The sequence below is a fragment of the Stenotrophomonas sp. YJH_SMC_6 genome, assembly GCF_059371335.1.
The window spans coordinates 1-18,363 of sequence record NZ_JCAFUM010000022.1 but is presented as its reverse complement, the minus strand read 5'-3'; the positions used below and the strand labels follow the sequence as shown (position 1 = coordinate 18,363).

The 18,363-nt window shown below is 66.0% G+C and carries 18 protein-coding genes and 1 tRNA gene; 5 read left to right on the top strand and 14 right to left on the bottom strand.

Annotation, left to right across the window (positions count from 1 at the left end):
* Positions 1 to 352: 352 nt before the first annotated feature.
* The 3 genes from AC5P9N_RS20830 to AC5P9N_RS20820 form a co-directional block, all read right to left on the bottom strand.
* A complete protein-coding gene (locus tag AC5P9N_RS20830) occupies positions 353 to 1,654 on the bottom strand; it encodes an aminotransferase class V-fold PLP-dependent enzyme (RefSeq protein ID WP_099484232.1) in 1,302 nt (433 codons plus the stop codon).
* Positions 1,654 to 4,056, bottom strand: coding sequence for a TonB-dependent receptor plug domain-containing protein (locus AC5P9N_RS20825; protein WP_099484233.1), 2,403 nt, complete (start codon positions 4,054 to 4,056; stop codon positions 1,654 to 1,656). The genes AC5P9N_RS20830 and AC5P9N_RS20825 overlap by 1 nt, the downstream gene beginning before the upstream one ends.
* A 217-nt stretch (positions 4,057 to 4,273) precedes the next feature.
* Positions 4,274 to 4,675 carry a hypothetical protein gene (locus AC5P9N_RS20820; protein WP_099484234.1) on the bottom strand — a complete coding sequence of 134 codons (402 nt, stop codon included), beginning with the start codon at positions 4,673 to 4,675 and terminating at the stop codon, positions 4,274 to 4,276.
* Positions 4,676 to 4,861: 186 nt separating this feature from the next.
* On the opposite strand from AC5P9N_RS20820, the gene AC5P9N_RS20815 reads away from it, so the two are divergent.
* The 3 genes from AC5P9N_RS20815 to AC5P9N_RS20805 are packed head-to-tail and all read left to right on the top strand — an operon-like array spanning position 4,862 to position 7,508.
* Positions 4,862 to 5,689 carry an AraC family transcriptional regulator gene (locus AC5P9N_RS20815; RefSeq protein ID WP_099484235.1) on the top strand — a complete coding sequence of 276 codons (828 nt, stop codon included), beginning with the start codon at positions 4,862 to 4,864 and terminating at the stop codon, positions 5,687 to 5,689.
* 13 nt (positions 5,690 to 5,702) lie between these two features.
* On the top strand, positions 5,703 to 6,782 hold the full coding sequence (locus AC5P9N_RS20810; protein WP_099484236.1) for an alpha/beta hydrolase family protein: 1,080 nt from the start codon (positions 5,703 to 5,705) through the stop codon (positions 6,780 to 6,782).
* Between the two features lie 54 nt (positions 6,783 to 6,836).
* Complete coding sequence (locus AC5P9N_RS20805) at positions 6,837 to 7,508, top strand: VOC family protein (RefSeq protein WP_099484237.1); 672 nt, start codon at positions 6,837 to 6,839, stop codon at positions 7,506 to 7,508.
* Position 7,509: 1 nt separating this feature from the next.
* Here the strand turns inward: AC5P9N_RS20805 and AC5P9N_RS20800 are convergent, their stop codons facing one another.
* The 3 genes from AC5P9N_RS20800 to AC5P9N_RS20790 form a co-directional block, all read right to left on the bottom strand.
* Positions 7,510 to 8,829, bottom strand: coding sequence for a TPM domain-containing protein (locus tag AC5P9N_RS20800; RefSeq protein WP_099484238.1), 1,320 nt, complete (start codon positions 8,827 to 8,829; stop codon positions 7,510 to 7,512).
* A gap of 2 nt (positions 8,830 to 8,831) precedes the next feature.
* Positions 8,832 to 10,670 carry a M3 family metallopeptidase gene (locus AC5P9N_RS20795; RefSeq protein ID WP_164212682.1) on the bottom strand — a complete coding sequence of 613 codons (1,839 nt, stop codon included), beginning with the start codon at positions 10,668 to 10,670 and terminating at the stop codon, positions 8,832 to 8,834.
* A gap of 73 nt (positions 10,671 to 10,743) precedes the next feature.
* Complete coding sequence (locus tag AC5P9N_RS20790; RefSeq protein WP_099484240.1) at positions 10,744 to 11,256, bottom strand: hypothetical protein; 513 nt, start codon at positions 11,254 to 11,256, stop codon at positions 10,744 to 10,746.
* A gap of 82 nt (positions 11,257 to 11,338) precedes the next feature.
* Here AC5P9N_RS20790 and AC5P9N_RS20785 point away from each other — a divergent pair, with 82 nt between their 5' ends.
* Positions 11,339 to 11,965, top strand: a complete 627-nt coding sequence (locus AC5P9N_RS20785) for a YiiX/YebB-like N1pC/P60 family cysteine hydrolase (RefSeq protein ID WP_099484241.1) — start codon at positions 11,339 to 11,341, stop codon at positions 11,963 to 11,965.
* A 51-nt stretch (positions 11,966 to 12,016) separates the two neighbouring features.
* On the opposite strand, the gene AC5P9N_RS20780 is transcribed toward AC5P9N_RS20785, so the two are convergent.
* The 3 genes from AC5P9N_RS20780 to ubiA all read right to left on the bottom strand — a co-directional run bounded on the left by AC5P9N_RS20780 (position 12,017) and on the right by ubiA (position 15,044).
* Positions 12,017 to 12,181 (bottom strand): hypothetical protein, encoded by a 165-nt coding sequence (locus AC5P9N_RS20780; RefSeq protein ID WP_005414774.1) that lies wholly within the window; start codon positions 12,179 to 12,181, stop codon positions 12,017 to 12,019.
* A 273-nt stretch (positions 12,182 to 12,454) separates the two neighbouring features.
* Positions 12,455 to 13,879, bottom strand: a complete 1,425-nt coding sequence (locus AC5P9N_RS20775) for a short-chain fatty acid transporter (RefSeq protein ID WP_005411492.1) — start codon at positions 13,877 to 13,879, stop codon at positions 12,455 to 12,457.
* A gap of 271 nt (positions 13,880 to 14,150) precedes the next feature.
* Positions 14,151 to 15,044 carry a 4-hydroxybenzoate octaprenyltransferase gene (gene ubiA / locus AC5P9N_RS20770; RefSeq protein WP_005411493.1) on the bottom strand — a complete coding sequence of 298 codons (894 nt, stop codon included), beginning with the start codon at positions 15,042 to 15,044 and terminating at the stop codon, positions 14,151 to 14,153.
* Between the two features lie 149 nt (positions 15,045 to 15,193).
* Between ubiA and AC5P9N_RS20765 the strand changes: the two genes are divergently transcribed.
* Positions 15,194 to 15,270, top strand: a tRNA-Arg gene (locus AC5P9N_RS20765).
* Positions 15,271 to 15,352: 82 nt separating this feature from the next.
* On the opposite strand, the gene AC5P9N_RS20760 is transcribed toward AC5P9N_RS20765, so the two are convergent.
* The 5 genes from AC5P9N_RS20760 to AC5P9N_RS20740 all read right to left on the bottom strand — a co-directional run.
* Positions 15,353 to 15,802 carry a hypothetical protein gene (locus AC5P9N_RS20760; protein ID WP_043034236.1) on the bottom strand — a complete coding sequence of 150 codons (450 nt, stop codon included), beginning with the start codon at positions 15,800 to 15,802 and terminating at the stop codon, positions 15,353 to 15,355.
* The gene (locus AC5P9N_RS20755; RefSeq protein WP_224119306.1) at positions 15,799 to 16,296 is read right to left on the bottom strand and encodes a hypothetical protein; all 498 of its coding nucleotides are present in this window, start codon (positions 16,294 to 16,296) and stop codon (positions 15,799 to 15,801) included. The genes AC5P9N_RS20760 and AC5P9N_RS20755 overlap by 4 nt, the downstream gene beginning before the upstream one ends.
* 644 nt (positions 16,297 to 16,940) lie before the next feature.
* A complete protein-coding gene (locus tag AC5P9N_RS20750; protein ID WP_229298693.1) occupies positions 16,941 to 17,408 on the bottom strand; it encodes a hypothetical protein in 468 nt (155 codons plus the stop codon).
* Between the two features lie 14 nt (positions 17,409 to 17,422).
* On the bottom strand, positions 17,423 to 17,593 hold the full coding sequence (locus AC5P9N_RS20745) for a hypothetical protein (protein ID WP_154329644.1): 171 nt from the start codon (positions 17,591 to 17,593) through the stop codon (positions 17,423 to 17,425).
* A 52-nt stretch (positions 17,594 to 17,645) separates the two neighbouring features.
* The coding region (locus AC5P9N_RS20740) for an RHS repeat-associated core domain-containing protein (protein WP_495201639.1) at positions 17,646 to 18,363 on the bottom strand (718 nt) is incomplete at its 5' end.

Below are 18,363 nucleotides of genomic sequence, written 5' to 3'. Positions count from 1 at the left end.
TGTGCCAACCAAGGTTGGCACCCACCCGACCGGTAGTGCCGGCCGCTGGCCAGCGGAAGATTCCCCGGCACGGTTGGAATGTGCCAACCAACAGTTGGCACCCACCCGACCGGTAGCGCCGGCCGCTGGCCGGCGGAAGATTCCCCGGCACGGTTGGAATGTGCCAACCAAGGTTGGCACCCACTCGATCGGTAGCGCCGGCCGCTGGCCGGCGGAAGATTCCCCGGCACGGTTGGAATGTGTCAACCAAGGTTGGCACCCACCCGACCGGTAGTGCCGGCCGCTGGCCGGCGGAAGATTCCCCGGCACGGTTGGAATGTGCCAACCAAGGTTGGCACCCACCAAAGCAGGGTCAGGCCAAGGCGGAGAGGGCCTTCACCAGCGCATCCATCTGCTCCGGCCGGGTGAACACCGACGGCGTCACGCGTACACAGGCACCCGATTCCAGGCCATCGCGATGGGTGGTGAACACGCGATGCTCATCCAGCAGTCGCTTCTGCAGAGCCATGTTGTCAGCCACGCTGGTGCGCCCGCGCAGGCGGAAGCTGGCCAGCGCACTGGCCAGCGCCGGGTTCGGCGAGGACAGCACCTCGATGTGCGCCATCTGCCGCGCTGGCAGCGTCCAGCGCTCGCGCAGGTAGCGCAGCCGCGCCTGCTTGTTGGCCACGCCGACGCGCTGATGCAGGGCAATCGCCTCCGGCAGTGCCAGGTAGGCGGCGAAGTTGACCGTACCGGTGTGCACGCGGCTGCCGACACGGCCATCATCGGTCTCGCCCATGTACGGGTCCAGGTCCGCCACGCGCCCCTTGCGCACGTACATCGCGCCGACGCCGACCGGCGCGCCGATCCATTTGTGCAGATTGATGCCCACGAAGTCAGCCTTCAGATCCGGCACGGCGTAGTCGATCTGACCGAAACCATGGGCAGCATCAACGATCACATCGATACCGCGTGCCCGCGCACGCTCGGCGATCTCGGCCACCGGCAGCACCAGCCCATGGCGATGGCTGACCTGGGTCAGCAGCACCAGTTTCAGGCGCGGCAACCGCGCGAACGCGGCCTCGTAGGCCTGCAGGATCTGCGCGTGGTCGGGCACGGCCGGTAGCGCGATACGCTCGACCTGCACGCCGCGACGCTGCTGCAGCCAGCGCATCGCGCCGATCATGCTGTCGTAGTCGATGTCGGCATACAACACCTGGTCGCCGGGCTGCAGGCGGTTGTAGCCACCGATCAGCGCCAGCATCGCCTCGGTGGCTCCCCGCGTCAGTGCGATCTCATCAGCACCCACACCCAGCAGTTCGGCTACCTCTCGCTGCACCGCCATGTATTGCGCCGGAAACGCGCGGCGCCCATACCAGGCGTTGCCACGGTTCACTTCAGTGGTGTGGCGCTGGTAGCTGGCCAGCGTCTCGCGACCCATCGCGCCCCAGTAGCCGTTCTCCAGGTGGTTCACTTCATCGGTGATGTCGAAGTGGCTGGCCACGGCGGCCCAGTAGCCTTCATCGCGGGCCAGCACGTCCGGCGCCACGGTCGTCGAGGGAATCTCCATCGGCGAAGCGTAACGCGCAGCGGCGCTGGCAGGCAGTGAAGAAAGTGCAGCTGCGGCCGGCAGCAGTGCGCCGGCGCGCAGCAGGGAACGACGACGAGCGTCCATCAGAAGGTCAGCCGGTACTGCGCGTACAGGTTGGCACCGTCGGTGTCGTACGGCGCGTTGCGCGAGTAGACCAGGCCACGGCTGGCCTGGAACGTGGCCTCATCCGGGTAGCGATCGAACACATTGTCGGCGCCCACGCGCAGGCTGTGGTGCTCGTTGATGCGATAGCCCACGGCCAGGTCGAGGAAGCTCATCGCACCGAAGCGTTGGTAGATGTCGCCCACCGCGTTGCCGCTGGAATCGGTCCAGGCGCCGTAGTAGCGCATGCGCGCCATCAGCGACCAGGCACCGATGTCCCAGCTGCCGGTCAGACTGCCCTTGTGCTCGGGCAGCCGGTCTTCGAACAGCACGCGCTGGGTTTCGTTGGTGGCCACCGAGGTGCTGCCGTTGTCCACGTGGGTGCGGTTGTAGTTGTAGGCCAGGGTCAACGTCATACGGCCGGCGCCGAGGTCGCGCAGGTAGTTGCCGACCACGTCCACGCCGGTGGTGGTGGTGTCGAAGTCGTTGGTGAAGTAGTTCACCGAGGTGTAGCCCAGTGGATTGGGCGTACCGGCCGGAATGGCGAAGCTGGCCGACTGGCTGAAGCGGTCGGTGAGCTTGATCTGGTAGACATCCACCGAGCCGGACAGGCCCAGGTCGGTGCGCCAGGTCAGGCCCAGCGAGGCGGTGCGCGATTCCTCCGGCTTCAACGGCTTGGCTCCAAGCAGCTGCGCCAGCGGATCGTTCGGCGACAGGCGGCCACTGGTGAAGATCTGCAGCGTGCGCGTGTCCAGGCCCTGGGTGGTGCTGGTGGTGTTGAGCTGCGCCGGCGTCGGTGCGCGGAAGCCGCTGGACACGGTGCCGCGCAGGACCACGTCCGGGGTGATCGCAAAGCGCGCCGACAGCTTGCCATCCAGTGTGCTGCCGAAGCTGGAGAAGTCCTCGTAACGGCTGGCCGCGCCGATGCTCCAGCGCTCGCCCAGCGGCACTTCCATGTCCACGTAGGCGGCCTTGCTGCGCTGGCTCCACTGCCCGGCCTGGCTGGCCGAGAAGCCCGGCGCGCCATTGGAATTGGCTTCCAGGCCCGCGGCCGCGCCCGGACCCACCGCGTACGACGCCGGCTCACCGGCGCGCACCTGGTAGGTCTCCTGGCGGAACTCGCCACCGAAGGCGACGTTGATCGGCTTGGACAGCGCGCCCACCTCCCACTCGTAGTTGAAGTCGGCGTTGGCGTTCTTCTCGGTCTGGGTCAGGCGGCCGAGATCGAAGTCGGTCGGGCTGGCCGGGCCGAGCGAGGCATTGATCGAGTTCTTCAAGCTGTAGTCGATGGCGTTGCGGCCATACGAGGCGCTGACATCCCAGCGCAGCTTCGGCGTGATCTCGCCGCGCAGGCCACCGACCAGCTGCAGGTCGTTCTGGACGTTGCCGTACTGCGGGCTGAAGCCGACCGGATACAGCGAGCGCAGGTTCCAGCCGGGGAAGATGGAGGTGGTGCGGTACGCGCCGGTGGTGGTGTCCGGGTTGCGCCAGTTGAAATCACTGACGCCATCGCTGTGGCTGTACAGGCCGAAGGCATAGAGCTCCAGCGTCTCGCTGGCATTGGCCTTCACGTTGAAGCCGACGCGGCGGTTTTCCAGTTCCGGCTGGCCCCAGCGCTGCACCGGATTGGGCACGTCCAGCTCCGGATGTGCAGCCTGGAAGGCGATCGCGTCCGGGCGCTGGCGCGTGCGCGAGGTGGCGTCGGAGTTGGACGATTCGGCGAACAGCACCAGGCTGCCGTAGTCGCCCAGCGACCAGCCGGTGCGCGCACTGAAATCGCGGGAGGCACCGTCGCCCTGCGCGTACTGCGAATAGCCGGCGGTGATCTCGGTGCCCGGACCATCCTCGAGGATGATGTTGATGACACCGGCGATGGCGTCCGAGCCGTACTGCGCCGATGCGCCGTCGCGCAGCACTTCGATGCGCTTGATCGCGCTGGTCGGAATCTGTGCAAGGTCGGCCGCCTGTGCACCACGGTTGCCGAGCAGCGCGCTGCGGTGGAAGCGGCGGCCGTTGACCAGCACCAGGGTCTGGTCCGGCGACAGGCCACGCAGGGTGGCCGGGCGCACGAACACCTGGCCGTCGGCCATCGGCAGGCGCTGCACCACGAACGACGGCACCAGCTGGGCCAGCACGTCCTTCAGGTCGGTGGATTCGACGGACGTGATGTCTTCCTTGGTGAACACGTCCACCGGCGCCAGTGTTTCGAACTGAGTGCGGTTGGACGCGCGGGTACCGGTGACCAGCATCGCGTCGAGCTGGGTGGGTGCGGCGCGGTTGCCGCCTGCGGCATCGACCGCATCGGCTTCCGCTGCGATCGCGCCTCCTGCGCTGGCCATGGAAAGGGCAAGGAGGATGGAACGCGAAAGCTTCGAACGATACACGGCAGGGCTCCGGGAGGACGCGACAGGGCCAGCACCTGTGCGGACACAACAGGCCTGGACAAGGCGCGCAGTCTCGGCGCGATGTGTGAAGGAGGCATGACGTCAGTACGACAGCTTGATGCGCCGACCAAGGTTGGCCCCTGCCAGGGCTCATCCGTAGATACACGCCATGCATGGGTGGCAATGAAGACCCACGCCCCATCCCCGCACACTGCGGCTAGCCGTTGGCGTCGTCGCCAAAGCCGAAACGGGCCGGCCGTGCCGTTCGCAGCGGAACGAACATCATGGCGGCGAACACCATCAAGGCGGGGGTGGACATGATCCAGATGCCCCTGTTGCGAATCCCGATCCCCATGAAGTCGACCTGCAGATCGCCGATCCATTGCAGCTGCGTCAGTATCATCACCAGCCCGCCGATAGTCGCGCACGGCAACCCACCGTGACCGGCCCCCAACAACGTCGGTGTCAGAAACCCGCCCAGCAACGCGAAGCCGACACGGTACACCCAGGGATTGCCGCGCCACCGTGGCGCGCCGAACAACATCAGCAGCATCAGCGCCAGGGTCAACAGACTGGGAAGTACCCATAGGGCAAGCAGCATTTCGATCATCTCGATCATCGGCCGGGCTCCGCTGGCCTGGCATCCCACGTCGTCGATCGCATCTCCCTGCCCCTCATCACGTCCATGAAGCACGCATTGTTGCCGGTACGCAGGCAGACGCAAAGCCCCGGCAGCGCAAGAACTGCTAAACGCCGCGCCTGCCGATCCGCTACTGTGCCGGCATTGGATGCGGGGAACGGCAGGATGAGCGCGGCAGGCAAGGCGTTGTGGTACATCGAAACCCATGCGGACCAGCCATTGGCGCTGGCCGATATCGCCGCTGCGGCCGGCCTGTCGCCGTTTCATCTGTCACGCCTGTTCCAGGCCCGCACTGGCACCTCGGTGGTGCGCTACCTGCGGGGACGGCGCCTGACCGCTGCGGCGCAGCGGTTGGCCGACGGGGCGGGGGATATCCTGCAGGTCGCGCTGGGAGCCGGCTATACCACCCATGCCGCGTTCACCCGCGCCTTCAACGAACAGTTCGGGCAGACGCCGGAACGGGTACGCGAACAGGGCACCGATGGCCTGGCGCTGGTACAGGCGATCCGCGTGGACGATGCGCCGGCGCCCTGCGGTGAGGCGCCGCGACTGCTCGACACGCCCGCTTTCCAGGTGACGGGCATCGGCATGCGGCATACCCGCGACAGTGGCGGTGCGATACCCGGGCAGTGGGCGCAGCTCAATCGGGAATGGCCGGCGCCGGCGCCGATCAGCTTCGGCGTGTGCTGCAACAGTGATGACGATGGCGGCTTCGATTACATCGCGGCTCTGCCGGCAAGCGCGGTGCCGAGCGTGCCTGCGCACTGGCGGCGCGTGGACATCCCGGCGCGCCGCTACCTGGTGGCCTGGCACGGCGGACACATCTCGGCCATCCGCTCGACCTGGTTCTGGTTGCTGGATCACTACCTGCCCGGCTCCGGCCTCAGCCTGGCCAATGCACCCGATCTGGAGCGCTACGACACCCGCTTCGACGAGCACACCGGCAACGGCGGCGTGGAGATCTGGTTGCCGGTGGACGAACGCCCTCGCTGACAAGGAGTTGAAGATGCGCATGACCGCCGCTGTGCTGGGAACGATGCTGATGTGCCTGGCGACCACCGCGGCTGCCCGCGAATCCAGGGCGGCCGGCGAGCGCCATGGCACGACGTCGGCGGCCGGCGCCGCCGTGCGCGACGCGCAGCACCGAGACACCCTGCGCTACACGGTCTGGTACCCCGCACAGGCCGGCAGCCGGGAAACCGCGCTGACCCTCGGACCACCCGATGCGCCGCTGTTCGACGTCGGCCGTGCCGCAATGGATGCGCCGGTGGTGGGTGATCGCCTGCCGACCCTGCTGCTCTCGCATGGCAACGGCGGCAGCGCGCGCATGATGGGCTGGCTGGGCACCGCGTTGGCACGGGCGGGCTACCTGGTGATCGCAGTCGATCATCCGGGCAACAACGGTGCCGACGCGATGACCCTGCCCGGCAGCGTGCTGACCTGGCTGCGCGCGGATGATCTGCGCGCCGCGCTGGTGGCAGTACAGGCTGATCCCGTGCTCGGTCCCCACGTCGACGCCGAGCGTCTGGGTGTCGTCGGATTCTCCGCCGGTGGCTACACCGCGCTGCTGGCCGCCGGTGCACGACCGGACCTGCAACGACTGCTGGCCTTCTGCACCGCGCATCCGGATGACGGTGTCTGCCGGCCCCAACAGGAAGCCGCCACGCACACGATGGAAGCCCGTATTACCGCTGCAAGCTCGCCGGAACTGTTGCCATGGATCTCCCGCGCCAACGAATCGCGCGCGATCCCCGGCGTGCGCGCGGTATTCCTGCTGGCGCCAGCAATCGTGCAGGCATTTGCGCCCGAGCAGCTGTCCTCGTTGCGGCAGCCGGTTTCGATCGTGCTGGGCGAAGCGGACGCGGTTGCACCTCCACAGAGCAATGGCGCGGCCGCCGGGGCCCTGATTCCGGGCGCGGAACTGCAGCGCTTGGCCGATGTGGGCCACTATGATTTCCTGGCCGCGTGCACCGAGACCGGGCAGCAGCGGCTGCAGGACCTGTGCACTACGTCGGTGCCAAAGGCACAGACCCACGCGCAGGCAGTGGATGCAGCGATACGGTTCTTCGACCATTCACTGCGCTAGTGGCCCTCGCGCTGCGCCCGGCGCTACAGTGGTCGCGTCCACGGAGGAACGATCATGCGCCTGCTGCACCTCACCCTGCCGGTCTCCGATGTCGGCGCCGTCGCTGCGTATTTTCACGATGTCCTGCAGCAACGCGTGGTCGGCAACCATGTGCACATCGGCTGGAGCACGATCGAACTCCAGCCTGCGCAGGATCGCCCGGTCGGTGGCGTGCACCTGGCCTTCAACGTGCCGGACAACCGCTTCGGCGAGGCGATGACGTGGCTACGCGAGCGCACCCCGTTGCAGCGTAATCCCGCGGGGCTGGACTACTTTGCGCTGGAGAGCAGCTGGCAGTCGCAGTCGGTGTACTTCACTGGCCCCGATGGCTTGATCCTGGAACTGATCGGCCGCCGCCGCTTGCCCGACAGTACGCATCAGGGCGCCTTCCACGGCAGCGAACTGACCTGCCTGAGCGAGGTCGGCCTGCCCAGCCACGATGTCGATGCCGTGCGAGAACAGTCCAGCATGCGATTCGGCCTGCAACCGATCAGCCCGCCTTCGGCGCAGTTCGCGCCGATGGGCGACGACGAAGGGCTGCTGATCGTGGTCGCTGCGGACCGGCGCTGGTTCCCCGAGCAGAAGGACCTGCCCAATGCGCAGGGGCTGTTGCTGCAGGTCGGCGACGTGGCCGGCCCGGGCGTTGTGGAGGACGCTGCACTCGGCTGGCGTGTGCAGGCGACCTGATCTACCAGCTGCCCGACGCGCCGCCTCCGCCGCTGCGGCCTCCGCCTCCGGACCAACTGCTGGAGCTGCTCGACGACGAACTGCTGGATGACGAACTGGACGCGCTGCGGTGGCCGCCGGATGATCTGCGGCTGCCGCGAGCCTTCTCACCTGGCAGCATGGTGAAGATCCAGGTGAAGTACAGCACGAGCGTGCCGGCACTCCACCCGATCGTCGTGGCGAGGCGCGCAACCGGGCCGGCGCGATCGATGGCCAGCAGTGCGAAGAGCACGTAGCCAGCGGTCAGCAGCAACAGCACTGCGCACCTCACCCCGAAGCTGCTGCGGTCCTTGTGCCAGCGCGCGCGGCACGCCTGTACGAGGAAAAACACCAGCATGGCCATGATGCCTACCGCCAGGTCCAGCGACGTGTGCAAGGCCAGACTGGGTGGCAACTGGCCACGCACCACCATCACCACGAAGAACCCCGAACTGACCCCGAGCATGCCGAGCAGCACCACGCGCACACCGCGGCTACGGCGCCAGCACCAGCCAAGCAGGCTCGCCACCGGTACGCACAACGCCAACACGATGCAGAGCGCTGCCAGTGCCTGGCGTGGCACCCACATGGCCGCCGCCAGCAGGCCCGCGGCCACCACGGCCGTCACCAGCAGCGGGCGGGCCCAGGCCGGCAATCGCTCCGGGTGCGCCTGCGCCGAGGGCGGCGAGCGCCACAGACCCGCAAGGAAGCCGGCCAGCAGCGTCAGTGCAACCACCGAGTCCGCGCTGCGCCAATCGGGCGGCAGCACGTTGCGCATCGATGGCGCTTCCGATGCCGGCAGGTCCTCGCCATCGATCAGCGCCACTATGATCTTCGTTCCATCCAGCACGCCCTGGTCAAGGTCGCCATCGCGGAAACGCGGCACGATCGCCTTGTCGATGATGCGGGCGGCATAGGCATCGGGTATCGCGCCCTCCAGGCCGTAGCCGGTCTGGATGCGTACACGGCGGTCCTGCACGGCCACAAGCAGCAGCACGCCATCGTCAACGCCTTCGCGGCCCAGCTGCCACTGGTCGAACACCCGCTGTGCGTAAGCTTCGATGCCTTCGTCGCCAACATGGTTGACTACCATCACCTGCAGCTGTGCGCCGGTGCGCGCCTGCAACTGGAATGCCTGCGTGCGCAGTTTGTCGCGGGTATCCGCCGAAAGTGCGTTGGCGGCGTCCACCACCGGATCATCCAGCGCAGGGACTGCAGCACCGGCCATCACCACCTTCGGCAACAGGCACAGCAGCATCAACAGCCATGCCGTGGCCCAGGTGCACGTCATCCTGCGCAGCATCTTCACGTGCCCTGCCCCACCTCGATCTGCGCATGCAGCGCCTGCAGCTGTGCCGCCGTCTGGTTGAACACCTGGAGATCGGCATCCACCAGGGCCGCCCAGTCAGGCGCGTGCCCCAGCAGTTGCGCCACCTGCTCGTTCGGCGCGCGATCGAAGCCCTCGCCAAGCACGGCAAGATAGCGCGCACGGAACCCCTCGGGATCGCGCTGGTCCTGCACATACAACTGCACGGCCAGCAGACCCGCATACAGGTAGTTCACCAGATAGTTCGGGTCTTCATACATCAGGCGCTTGCCGATCCAGGTGTTGCGCAGCTGCGGGTAGCGCTCCGGTTGCTGGCCGAAGCGTGCGAGCACCCGCCCGGTCAGCGCGTCCAGGTCATCGGCGGTGCCCAGCGTGCCGGCGGCAACGCCCTGGTAGATCGACCGCTCCAGCTGCGCTTCCTCGGAAGAGGTGAACAGCTGCAGCACCATGTCGTCCAGCAGCGATTTCAGGTAGTAGGCCTTGGCGCGCGGGTCCTGTGCCTGCTGGTACAGCTGGTCGCGGAAGCGCAGCTCGTTGTAGATCGCGAACGCCTCGGTCAGCCACTGGCTGCCATTGCGCTGCAGCGGCGACGCATGACCCCGCTGCATCCACTCGCCATGCACGGCATGGCCAGCTTCATGGGCGATCTCGACATCGCTTTCCAGGTCCCCGCTGCGGACACCAACGAACAGCATTGCCGGCACACCGGGAGCGCTCACGGAGAACGCGTCCTGGCTGCGGTCACCGCGTTCGGTGGCCAGATCCATGCGGTGGCTGGCCGGATCGAGCAGCGCGCGCAGTTCAGCCACGTACGCCGGGCCCAGGTGCTGCATGGCATCGGCGGCGTTGTCGCGCAGCTGCGCCAGCGTCAGCACCGGCGGCGTGTAGCCGGCATCGGGCACCGTGGTATCCCAGATCTGCGGCACATCGATGCCCGATCGCGCAGCGTGGTGCAGCAGCATCTCCTGGTAGGCGCGGCGGTCTTCCGCATGCTGTTCGATCGCCACCAGCGTTGCATCCACTGCAGCAGTATCCAGGCCCATGCGCTGATAGCCATGTGCCGGCGCCGAGCCGTCACCCTGCAGGCGTGCCGCGGCGTCATTCACCTGCACCAGCCCCAGCAGCACCGACGCCATCGGCTCACGGCGCGATTGCAGACCTTGCCAGTAGCCCTTCCAGCCCGCCTCGCGCAGGGCGCGGTCGGGCTGCCGGGCCAGTGCCTGCCTGTCGCGCCCCGTGTCCCAGTGCCGGCCGCCGTGCTCGATCTGCGGGTACTCGGCGCTGCGCAGGATCTGCCCACGCAGGCGCGCGAAGCTGTCCAGCGCCGGATCGGCCAGTGCCTCCACGGCCTCATCCAGCGCGGCGTTGGCCGGGGCGGCGGCCTCCTTCAACGCGCGTGCGCGCAGGAAGCCATAGGCTGCTGCCCATGGTGCATCCGCGGACGCCTCGCGCAGAGCGGCGCGGCCGCTGCGGGCAATGCGGCTGCACAGCCCCATCACCTGGTCCAGCGCCTGGGCCGGACGCTGATCACGCGCATTGCGGGCGGCCTGCAGGTGCAGGTAGCTGTGATGGCGCAGGCACTGCGCCTCCAGTACCTCGGCCTGCCGGAAGCGTTCCGCGGGTGCAACGGTGGACGCCTGCTGCAGAGCCTCGACGCGCTTGCCCAGTGCGTCACGCGCGGTCTGTTCGGCGGTGGCATTGGCGAAGTAGGCGCGGTCATCGGCATGCACCGACTGTGCCTGGGCGCCGCTGAGGGAGGCTATCGCCAGCACAGCTGCGATGGCGGTGGTGGTGGCGTGCTTCCTGAAAGCCTGCATCGGCGTCTCCCTGCCTGGACCAGGGATCGAGCCTAGCAGTCACTGGCCCGCCGCGCCTGTGCCGGATCAGGTTTCAGATCGACTCGTCCTCACGCTTGACCAGTGTCCAACACGGCGTCTGCGCAAAGGTGTAGGTCTGCTGGTCGCTGCTGTCCGGCATACGGATCTGCACCTGCCGCTGCCCATCGGCCAGGGGGCTGATCTGTATTTCGCGGCCCTGGCCGGCCAACGCGGCAGGATCGGGCATCACCGGCCACTCCACATCGGCCAGCGCCAACCGGCTCTCCACCTTGCGCGGTTCCGGCTCGGCCTCCGCATCGATGTAGCTGTCCAGCAGCGGGTCGGCAGTGGCCTTTTCCTGCAGCGCGATCTCATTGCCGAAATGCTTCAGGAATGCATCGAATTCCGGGTGGGGGCATTCACTGCGTGCAGCCACAGGTGTGGGCTCGACGGCAGTGATCGCCGGCGCCGCTGCGGCAGGCCCGGCTTCGCCCGCTGTCTGCTGCGGCTGCGGCGCAGGCGTGCAGGCAACCAGCACCACGCCACAGGCGAGCATCAGCAGTGCGGCAGAACGGTATCGACACATGGGCTCATCCTGAATCCGGTCCGGTCGCTCCATGCTACCGCGCGCCCTACAATTCCGGCATTCCGCCTGTCCGAGAGTCCTCATGCATCGCCTCCTGCTCCTGATCGGCCTGCTGCTGCCCGCCCTGTGGCCAGCGGTGGCGATGGCCGTCGATGTCCACGAAGGCGATCTGCTGTTTGTCACCGCCGGCCGCAGCGGCCTCAGTGCCGCCATTGACGATGCCACCGGCAAGCAGGGCGCGCCCAGCTTCGATCACGTCGCCCTGGTCGCTTCCACGCCGAAGGGCTGGGAGGTATTGCATGCGGACGAGAAAGGATCGCGCCGGCAATCGCTGGTCGAGTTCCGCCAGGAGGCGCGCGCCAAGCAGCGGCAGATCGTGGTCTATCGCCTGCATGCGCCGCAGCAGGCGGCCATCAAGGATGCGGTCGCCACCGCGCGCACGATGCTGGGCAAGCCGTACAACACGTCGTATGTGTTGAACGAGGACAGCTACTACTGCTCGGACTTCATCGAACGCGTCTTCCGTGCGCACCACGTGTTCGCATTGCAGCCGATGAACTTCCGCAACCCGCAGACCGGGGAGATCGCCCAGCACTGGGTGGATCTGTACCGCGGCATGGGCATGGACGTACCGCAGGATCAGCCCGGCACCAATCCGAACGACATGTCGGCAGCGCCGGTGCTGCAGCGTCTCGGCGTGCTGGAATAAGCAAAGCCCCGCACGGGGCGGGGCTTTGCATCACCGGAGCTGGTGGCGAGGTCACTCTTCCTCGTCCTGCCCACCCTGCTGCTGGTTGCGCTGGTTGCGCTGCTGCTGTTCCTGCTGCTGTTGCTGCTGCTGGTCGCGGCCACGACCCTGCTGCTGATCCTGCTGGTTCTGCTGGCCCTGCTGCTTCTGGTTCGGGTTCTGGTTCTGCTGTGCCATGTCCGATCTCCAAAGCCACTCGCGGAATGCGGTGGACGTGGCCATCGTCTGCAGCGAATGGTTAATCACGCGTGGGTGCGCGGCTACATCTGCGTGTACGCCTGTGAATGAACGCGCAGAAGCCCTTGTGGCACAAGCGGCTGAAGAATTCATGCGGGTTCGGCATGTGCTCATGCAGTGGTCAGCATGGCGCGCATTCATGGCGTTCTCAGCCGGAAACACGCGCGGAAGGAGGCTGGCTTCCCAACTCACGCAGGCAAGCCAGCCCAGCATTCAGGGCATCACCGGCGGCACATAGGCCAGGGTCATGCCCAGCAGCCACAGCAGGCCCAGCACCAGCGGGATGTGCACCAGCAGCTGGATGAAGGTGAAGCCCACGATGTCGCGTGCCTTCAGGCCCAGTACGCCCAGCAGCGGCAGCATCCAGAACGGATTGATCAGGTTCGGCAGCGCTTCGGCCGCGTTGTAGACCTGCACCGCCCAGCCCAGGTGTGCCTTCAGTTCGTTGGCGGCCTGCATCACGTACGGCGCCTCGATGATCCACTTGCCACCACCGGAGGGCACGAAGAAGCCGAGCACCGCCGAATAAACGCCCATCACCAGCGCGAAGGTATCGGTGCTGGCCACGTGCACGAACAGGCTCGACAGCCGGTGCGCCAGTGTCTGCCCGTCGCCACCGGCAGCGTGGGTGAGGATCATCGCGATGCCACCGTACAGCGGGAACTGGATCAGCACGCCGGTGGTGCTGGGCACCGCCTTGGCCACCGCGTTGAGGAAGCTGCGCGGCCGCCAGTGCAGCAGCAGGCCCAGCGAAATGAACAGGAAGTTGTAGGTGTTGAGGTTGGCGATGGCGGTGACCACCGGCTTGTTGGCGAACTCGTTGAACAGCCAGCCGAACGCCAGCAGCGAGAGCAGCACGGTCAGCAGCGGGCTGTACTCCAGCCATTCGCCCGGGCGCGTGCGGCGCTGCAACGGCTCCGGCTCGGCCTGCGCGGCGCCGGGGAAGTCTTCAGCGGTACGGGCACTGCCGGCGGCCGGTGCGGTCAACCAGGCGATCAGCAGCGAGACCAGGATCAGCACCGCGGTCAGTGCGATCGACTGCCACAGGAAGATGGTTTCGGTGAACGGCAGGACGCCGGTGATCTCGACCAGGCCCGGCGGCATGCTGGCCGGGTTGGCCTGCAGCTGTGCGGCCGACGAGCTCAATCCCATGGCCCACACCGCACCCAGGCCGAGGTACGCCGACGCACCGGCCGCGCGGTAGTCCATGCGCAGTTCGGTGCGGCGGGCCAGCGCGCGCACCAGCAGGCCACCGAACACCAGCGAGAAACCCCAGCTGAGCAGCGAAGCGAGCATGCTGACCAGGCCTACGTACACCACCGCACCGCGGCCGGTACGCGGCACCCGGGCGAGGAAATCGATGAAGCGTGCGACCACCGGCGCGGTGGCCACGGCGTAGCCACCGATGACCACGAAGGCCATCTGCATGGTGAAGGGAATCAGGCTCCAGAAACCGTCACCGAAGGCGCTGGCGGTGGCCTGCGGGGTCGAGCCGAAGCCCATCGCGGCCAGCGCGACGATGACCACGCCCAGCACCGCGAACACGTACGCATCGGGGAACCACTTTTCCGCCCAGGCGGCCGAGCGCAGCGCTGCGCGCGCCATCCAGCCGTCCTGTACTGCTGCCGTCGAGGCCATCGCCTACCCTCCCAGGTTCGATGGATCGATTCTGGGCGGTGGGGTGCGGCCTGTCAGCCACCTATTGGTCGTAGGTCGCGGAGGAGGGTAGTGCCGGCCGCTGGCCGGCAACCTCGGGATCGCGCACGGGTGCAGCCGGCCAGCGGCCGGCTCTACCAGATCTGGGGACGGTCGCAGGTAGTGGGTGGCGGTAGTGCCGGCCGCTGGCCGGCAACCTCGAGATCGCGCACGGGTGCAGCCGGCCAGCGGCCGGCCCTACCTCACCTTGGGCTCAACGCAGTGCCAGATCCACGGCGATGCCGGCAAACAGCGCGGCACCCACCCAGTTGTTGTGCAGGAACGCCTTGAAGCACGGGCCGCGCTCGCGGTTGCGGCAGATCCAGAACTCGTACACCACCAGCGCGGTGGCCACGGCCACGCCGGCCAGATAGTACCCACCCAACCCGCCACGCACGCCGACCAGCGCCATGGTGGCCAGGAACAGCGCGTACAGCACGCCCTGGATGACCAGATCGAGATCACCGAACAGGATCGCGGTGGAGTGCGAGCCCATCTTCAGGTCGTCCTCGCGGTCGACCATGGCGTACCAGGTGTCGTAGGCGGTGGACCACAGGATGTTGCCGGCGTACAGCAGCCAGCCCAGCATCGGCACCTCGCCCTGCACGGCGGCGAAGGCCATCGGGATGCCCCAGCCGAATGACATGCCCAGGTAGACCTGTGGCAGGTGGGTGTAGCGCTTCAGGTACGGGTAGCTGGCGGCCAGGAACACGCCGATGAAACTCAGGCCGATGGTCAGCCCGTTCAGGGTCAGCACCAGGCCGAACGCCACCAGCATCAGCACCGCGAACAGAGCGAGCGCGGCGCGGCCGCTGATTGCGCCGGTGGCCAGCGGACGCGCCTTAGTGCGTTCCACGTGCGGGTCGAGCCAGCGGTCGGCGTAGTCGTTGATGACGCAACCGGCCGAGCGGGTCAGCCACACGCCGGCGGTGAACACGAACAGCGTCCACAGCGGCGGCAGGCCGCCGGCAGCCAGCCACAACGCCCACCAGGTGGGCCACAGCAGCAGCAACGTGCCGATCGGGCGATCAGCACGCATCAGACTCCAGTAATGCCGCCAACGCGGCGTCGCCGGCGACTGCGGCGAAGTGAGGGGGGTATCAGCCATGGCGATAGGATACTCCTGCCCCTCCGGCAGGGCTTTGCCGGTGGGGGGAGATTTGTTCGACGAAACTGGATAGAATGCCGGTCCCGCACCGCCTCATGGCGCTGCGACGCCCGCCCCGGCACTGGCCGACGGCGCGGCGGTTCTACAACGCGCCCGTAGCTCAGCCGGATAGAGTAGTGGCTTCCGAAGCCATTGGTCGGGGGTTCGAATCCCTCCGGGCGCGCCATTTTTCCTTCATTGCCTGTACGCAGCGTCCCAACCGGGCGATGCTGCGAAGTCGCAAGGAATCCGGCTCGCCGCCAGGAATGTCAGGGAATGAACGTTGCCGAGCGATGTTCGCAACCGGCAGCGTCCTGTACCACGATGGAGTAATTCGCGCCCGCGCTGGATGCGCCGGGCAGGAACAGGCCATCACCATCGAACAGAACGCTCTGCTGTTCATCCTGCCCGATCGACACCCCGATCGCTCCCGGTGTGATTTCCTCAAGGATCACGTTGTAAGGCCGCCAGGCATCTTCGCCTGTGCGCCTCATCTCTGCGCGAGCGGTCCTTGAGTTCAACCTGCGTCTCTCATCCACCCACAGCTGAAGCGGCTGACCAGCGTTGTGGCTGACCTGGAAGCGCCCATAGGTCAGCCCGTCGATGCTCTCGGTGCCGATGTAAGTGAATTGGGCCGGCTGACACTTCGTCGTGCGGTTCGGATGCGCCGCACAGGATGTCAGTGCGGCCGCGAGGCAAAAGGCAGTCAGGCGCTTCATGGGTTCGAGGCCTGATGTGGGTGGTTGTCGCGGCGGAATGCGGCGGTGAGGGCAACCAGCACTACGCCCCAGAGCGGCGTGAGCAGCACGACGCTGATCACCGTCAGCGAAACCGGTACCTGCCAGAGCAGCGATGGCCTGAATCCGCTGAATCTGTAGGCTTCCAGTACAAGTACCACGACCTGGGCCAGAAGGCCCGCGAGCAGCCCCAAGCCAGCCCCCTTGGCAAGCCGCCTGAACGTCAGGCGGCCAGCGGCGGGAACCCGTGCGCCAATTCCCAGCAACAGAAGGCTGACGGCATACAGCCAGAAGAAAACCTGATGTGAGTCGAAGGCGTAAAGCGCCCTGCCCACAAAGTGCAGGAACAGCCAGAGTGCTCCACAGGACACCGCGTAGGCCAGCCCGTACCGAAGAATCTGCCTCGCTTTCATCTTGTACCTCTCCGAGGCGTGCAGGCCGATCGCGTTCTGTTGTGGAGGAGCGCGGGAGCTCATGCACCTTGCCTCCTGCTTGGCGGCCTACTCACGCAGCCCATCGCGCAGCGCTCGAGAGTACCTGCCTGCCCGAGTCACTGTCGACACCGAACCGGGAAAGCAATTCGCTGAGTACAAGATCCATGATGTTCATCTAGCTGCACGCACGGTAGAGCCCATTGCGTTGGCCCGATGGTGATCCGTCCTGTAATCCATCCCTGCGTCAGCTCCCTGCCGGCCTACATGCCCCGCAACCTGCCCCAGCTCAAGCCAAGCGGTGCGTGCGCCGTGGGGTGATGCCCTCAATCGATCAATGCGCCACAACGGCCAATCGCTCCGCACCCACCATGGATTCGCATGAAAAAGAACAGCCCGTCCCCATCTGGCCTAGCGGTCTACTGTTACGCCTGTGATCGATAGCTCGATCGTCCCGGGAAGCTCTGCTCAAGAGTCATGATTTGACAGGAATCAACCGGCCTTCCCAAGCGCCCTCTACTAGAAGTGCAATCTTCTGCGCCGACAGAGGCCTCAATGAAGACCACGGTGTCGCCAAGCCGCTCAACAGCTGCAATCTATGCCCCCGCCCGCAAACACACCAACAGAGCGCTCGCAAATGAAATTCCCACTTCCCTATTCCCACCTCAGACCCACACACATAAGAATCTTCAAAGCGCTCCTGAACACCCTCCGAAGAACTTGGCAGGCCTCTTACTCAGGCTCACAGCAACCACTCGATGCACTTGCTCCCCACAACTTCCCATTACCCCGTACAAGATGAGAATTCCATTGTCATTTATGTAGCCGACAAAACTCCCGCCTCCTGCACCCGAGGCCGCTCTGACGAGATAAACAGTCTCCCCCTCTGCCGGCACTAACCCATTCAACTGTAGTGGCGCGAATTTCTCAGCCGCATCCGATGCTTGGATGATGCTCAAGTTCTGATCGAGCATCCACTGAGCAATCGATTTTTCGCTCTGCGGATTCAAGGTGGCCAAGCGGTCACTTCGAAGTGTCGTCGAGTTCCCAGGAATGATCTCATCCGATGAAACGTCCACCCAATCTGAGTTCCATTCAATGTGTTTGATCTGGCTAGTGCCACAGCCTCCGAGCAATGGAAGAAGGAGCGCAGCCACGCGTAGACTCACCATCATTTGCACCCCAACCGCTTCTTGATAGCATCCCGAACCCTATCGTCTGGAACGCCAAGATGCTCTGCCATGATGTTTCCCTCCCACCCCGGAACGGGCTTGGTAGAACGAGATGGCGCCTGCGACACCACATCGTACATATCAAAACGACCATCGTACTTGAATTTCATCAAATGCCCTGCTTCGTGCGCAGCCGTCCACTCAGTGTTTCCTGCATACCATTTACCGACACTGCCTCCAGTTACGCCCCCCCCTCCCCAGCGGAACCTCAACACGGTTTAACCGACCTTTCTCCGGCTGGCTGACAGTCACTGTAAATCCGGGCGCAGACCAGGTCGATTCAATTGCATTTATCATTTTACTCAAAGTCTCAGGAGTAGCTCCCTCAGCACTGAAGCGAATAGGGATGTCGATATGAACTCCACCATCCACGCAAGTGCAATTGGCCAGCAGTCCGAGCGGATCAACCGCCTGCACTGGATCAGCTGATACATAGGAGAAGGTAGATACCCCCCCGTCGAATCCCATCGGATCACTCTGCGAATAGCGCCCCGCTGCCGGGTCATACTCCCGCTGGTAGTTGTAGAACAACCCACTCGCATCCGTGGCCTGCTGGCCCGGAAATCGCAGCGCCAGCTCGAACGCCACACCATCGCCATCCAGATCAGCACTCGGAATCTGGTTACCGAACACCTCACTCTTGTTGCTCCACTCCCAGATCGCGACGTCCCGTACCGGATCGATCACCACGCGCGGCGTGCCCAGATGATCTGGTTGGACGTAGGCAAGTTCCGGCACACCGGTGCCCGGCACGTTGATCAGCGCCACCGGGTAGTTATCCAGCCAGATGGCCTGCTGTTGCGCCTGCCCCGTGGCCGAGTAGTTGCCCAGCCACTGCCCGGCCTCATCGTACAGCGTGATCTGAGCTGCGCCACCGGCT

Coding starts and splice junctions, on each gene's coding strand:
- AC5P9N_RS20830 (WP_099484232.1), bottom strand. CDS start 1,654: ATGGACGCTCGTCGTCGTTCCCTGCTGCGCGCCGGCGCACTGCTGCCG.
- AC5P9N_RS20800 (WP_099484238.1), bottom strand. CDS start 8,829: ATGCTGCGCAGGATGACGTGCACCTGGGCCACGGCATGGCTGTTGATG.
- AC5P9N_RS20810 (WP_099484236.1), top strand. CDS start 5,703: ATGCGCATGACCGCCGCTGTGCTGGGAACGATGCTGATGTGCCTGGCG.
- ubiA (WP_005411493.1), bottom strand. CDS start 15,044: ATGGCTGATACCCCCCTCACTTCGCCGCAGTCGCCGGCGACGCCGCGT.
- AC5P9N_RS20805 (WP_099484237.1), top strand. CDS start 6,837: ATGCGCCTGCTGCACCTCACCCTGCCGGTCTCCGATGTCGGCGCCGTC.
- AC5P9N_RS20795 (WP_164212682.1), bottom strand. CDS start 10,670: ATGCAGGCTTTCAGGAAGCACGCCACCACCACCGCCATCGCAGCTGTG.
- AC5P9N_RS20760 (WP_043034236.1), bottom strand. CDS start 15,802: ATGAAGCGCCTGACTGCCTTTTGCCTCGCGGCCGCACTGACATCCTGT.
- AC5P9N_RS20780 (WP_005414774.1), bottom strand. CDS start 12,181: ATGGCACAGCAGAACCAGAACCCGAACCAGAAGCAGCAGGGCCAGCAG.
- AC5P9N_RS20785 (WP_099484241.1), top strand. CDS start 11,339: ATGCATCGCCTCCTGCTCCTGATCGGCCTGCTGCTGCCCGCCCTGTGG.
- AC5P9N_RS20745 (WP_154329644.1), bottom strand. CDS start 17,593: ATGAAATTCAAGTACGATGGTCGTTTTGATATGTACGATGTGGTGTCG.
- AC5P9N_RS20755 (WP_224119306.1), bottom strand. CDS start 16,296: ATGAGCTCCCGCGCTCCTCCACAACAGAACGCGATCGGCCTGCACGCC.
- AC5P9N_RS20815 (WP_099484235.1), top strand. CDS start 4,862: ATGAGCGCGGCAGGCAAGGCGTTGTGGTACATCGAAACCCATGCGGAC.
- AC5P9N_RS20775 (WP_005411492.1), bottom strand. CDS start 13,879: ATGGCCTCGACGGCAGCAGTACAGGACGGCTGGATGGCGCGCGCAGCG.
- AC5P9N_RS20790 (WP_099484240.1), bottom strand. CDS start 11,256: ATGTGTCGATACCGTTCTGCCGCACTGCTGATGCTCGCCTGTGGCGTG.
- AC5P9N_RS20820 (WP_099484234.1), bottom strand. CDS start 4,675: ATGATCGAGATGATCGAAATGCTGCTTGCCCTATGGGTACTTCCCAGT.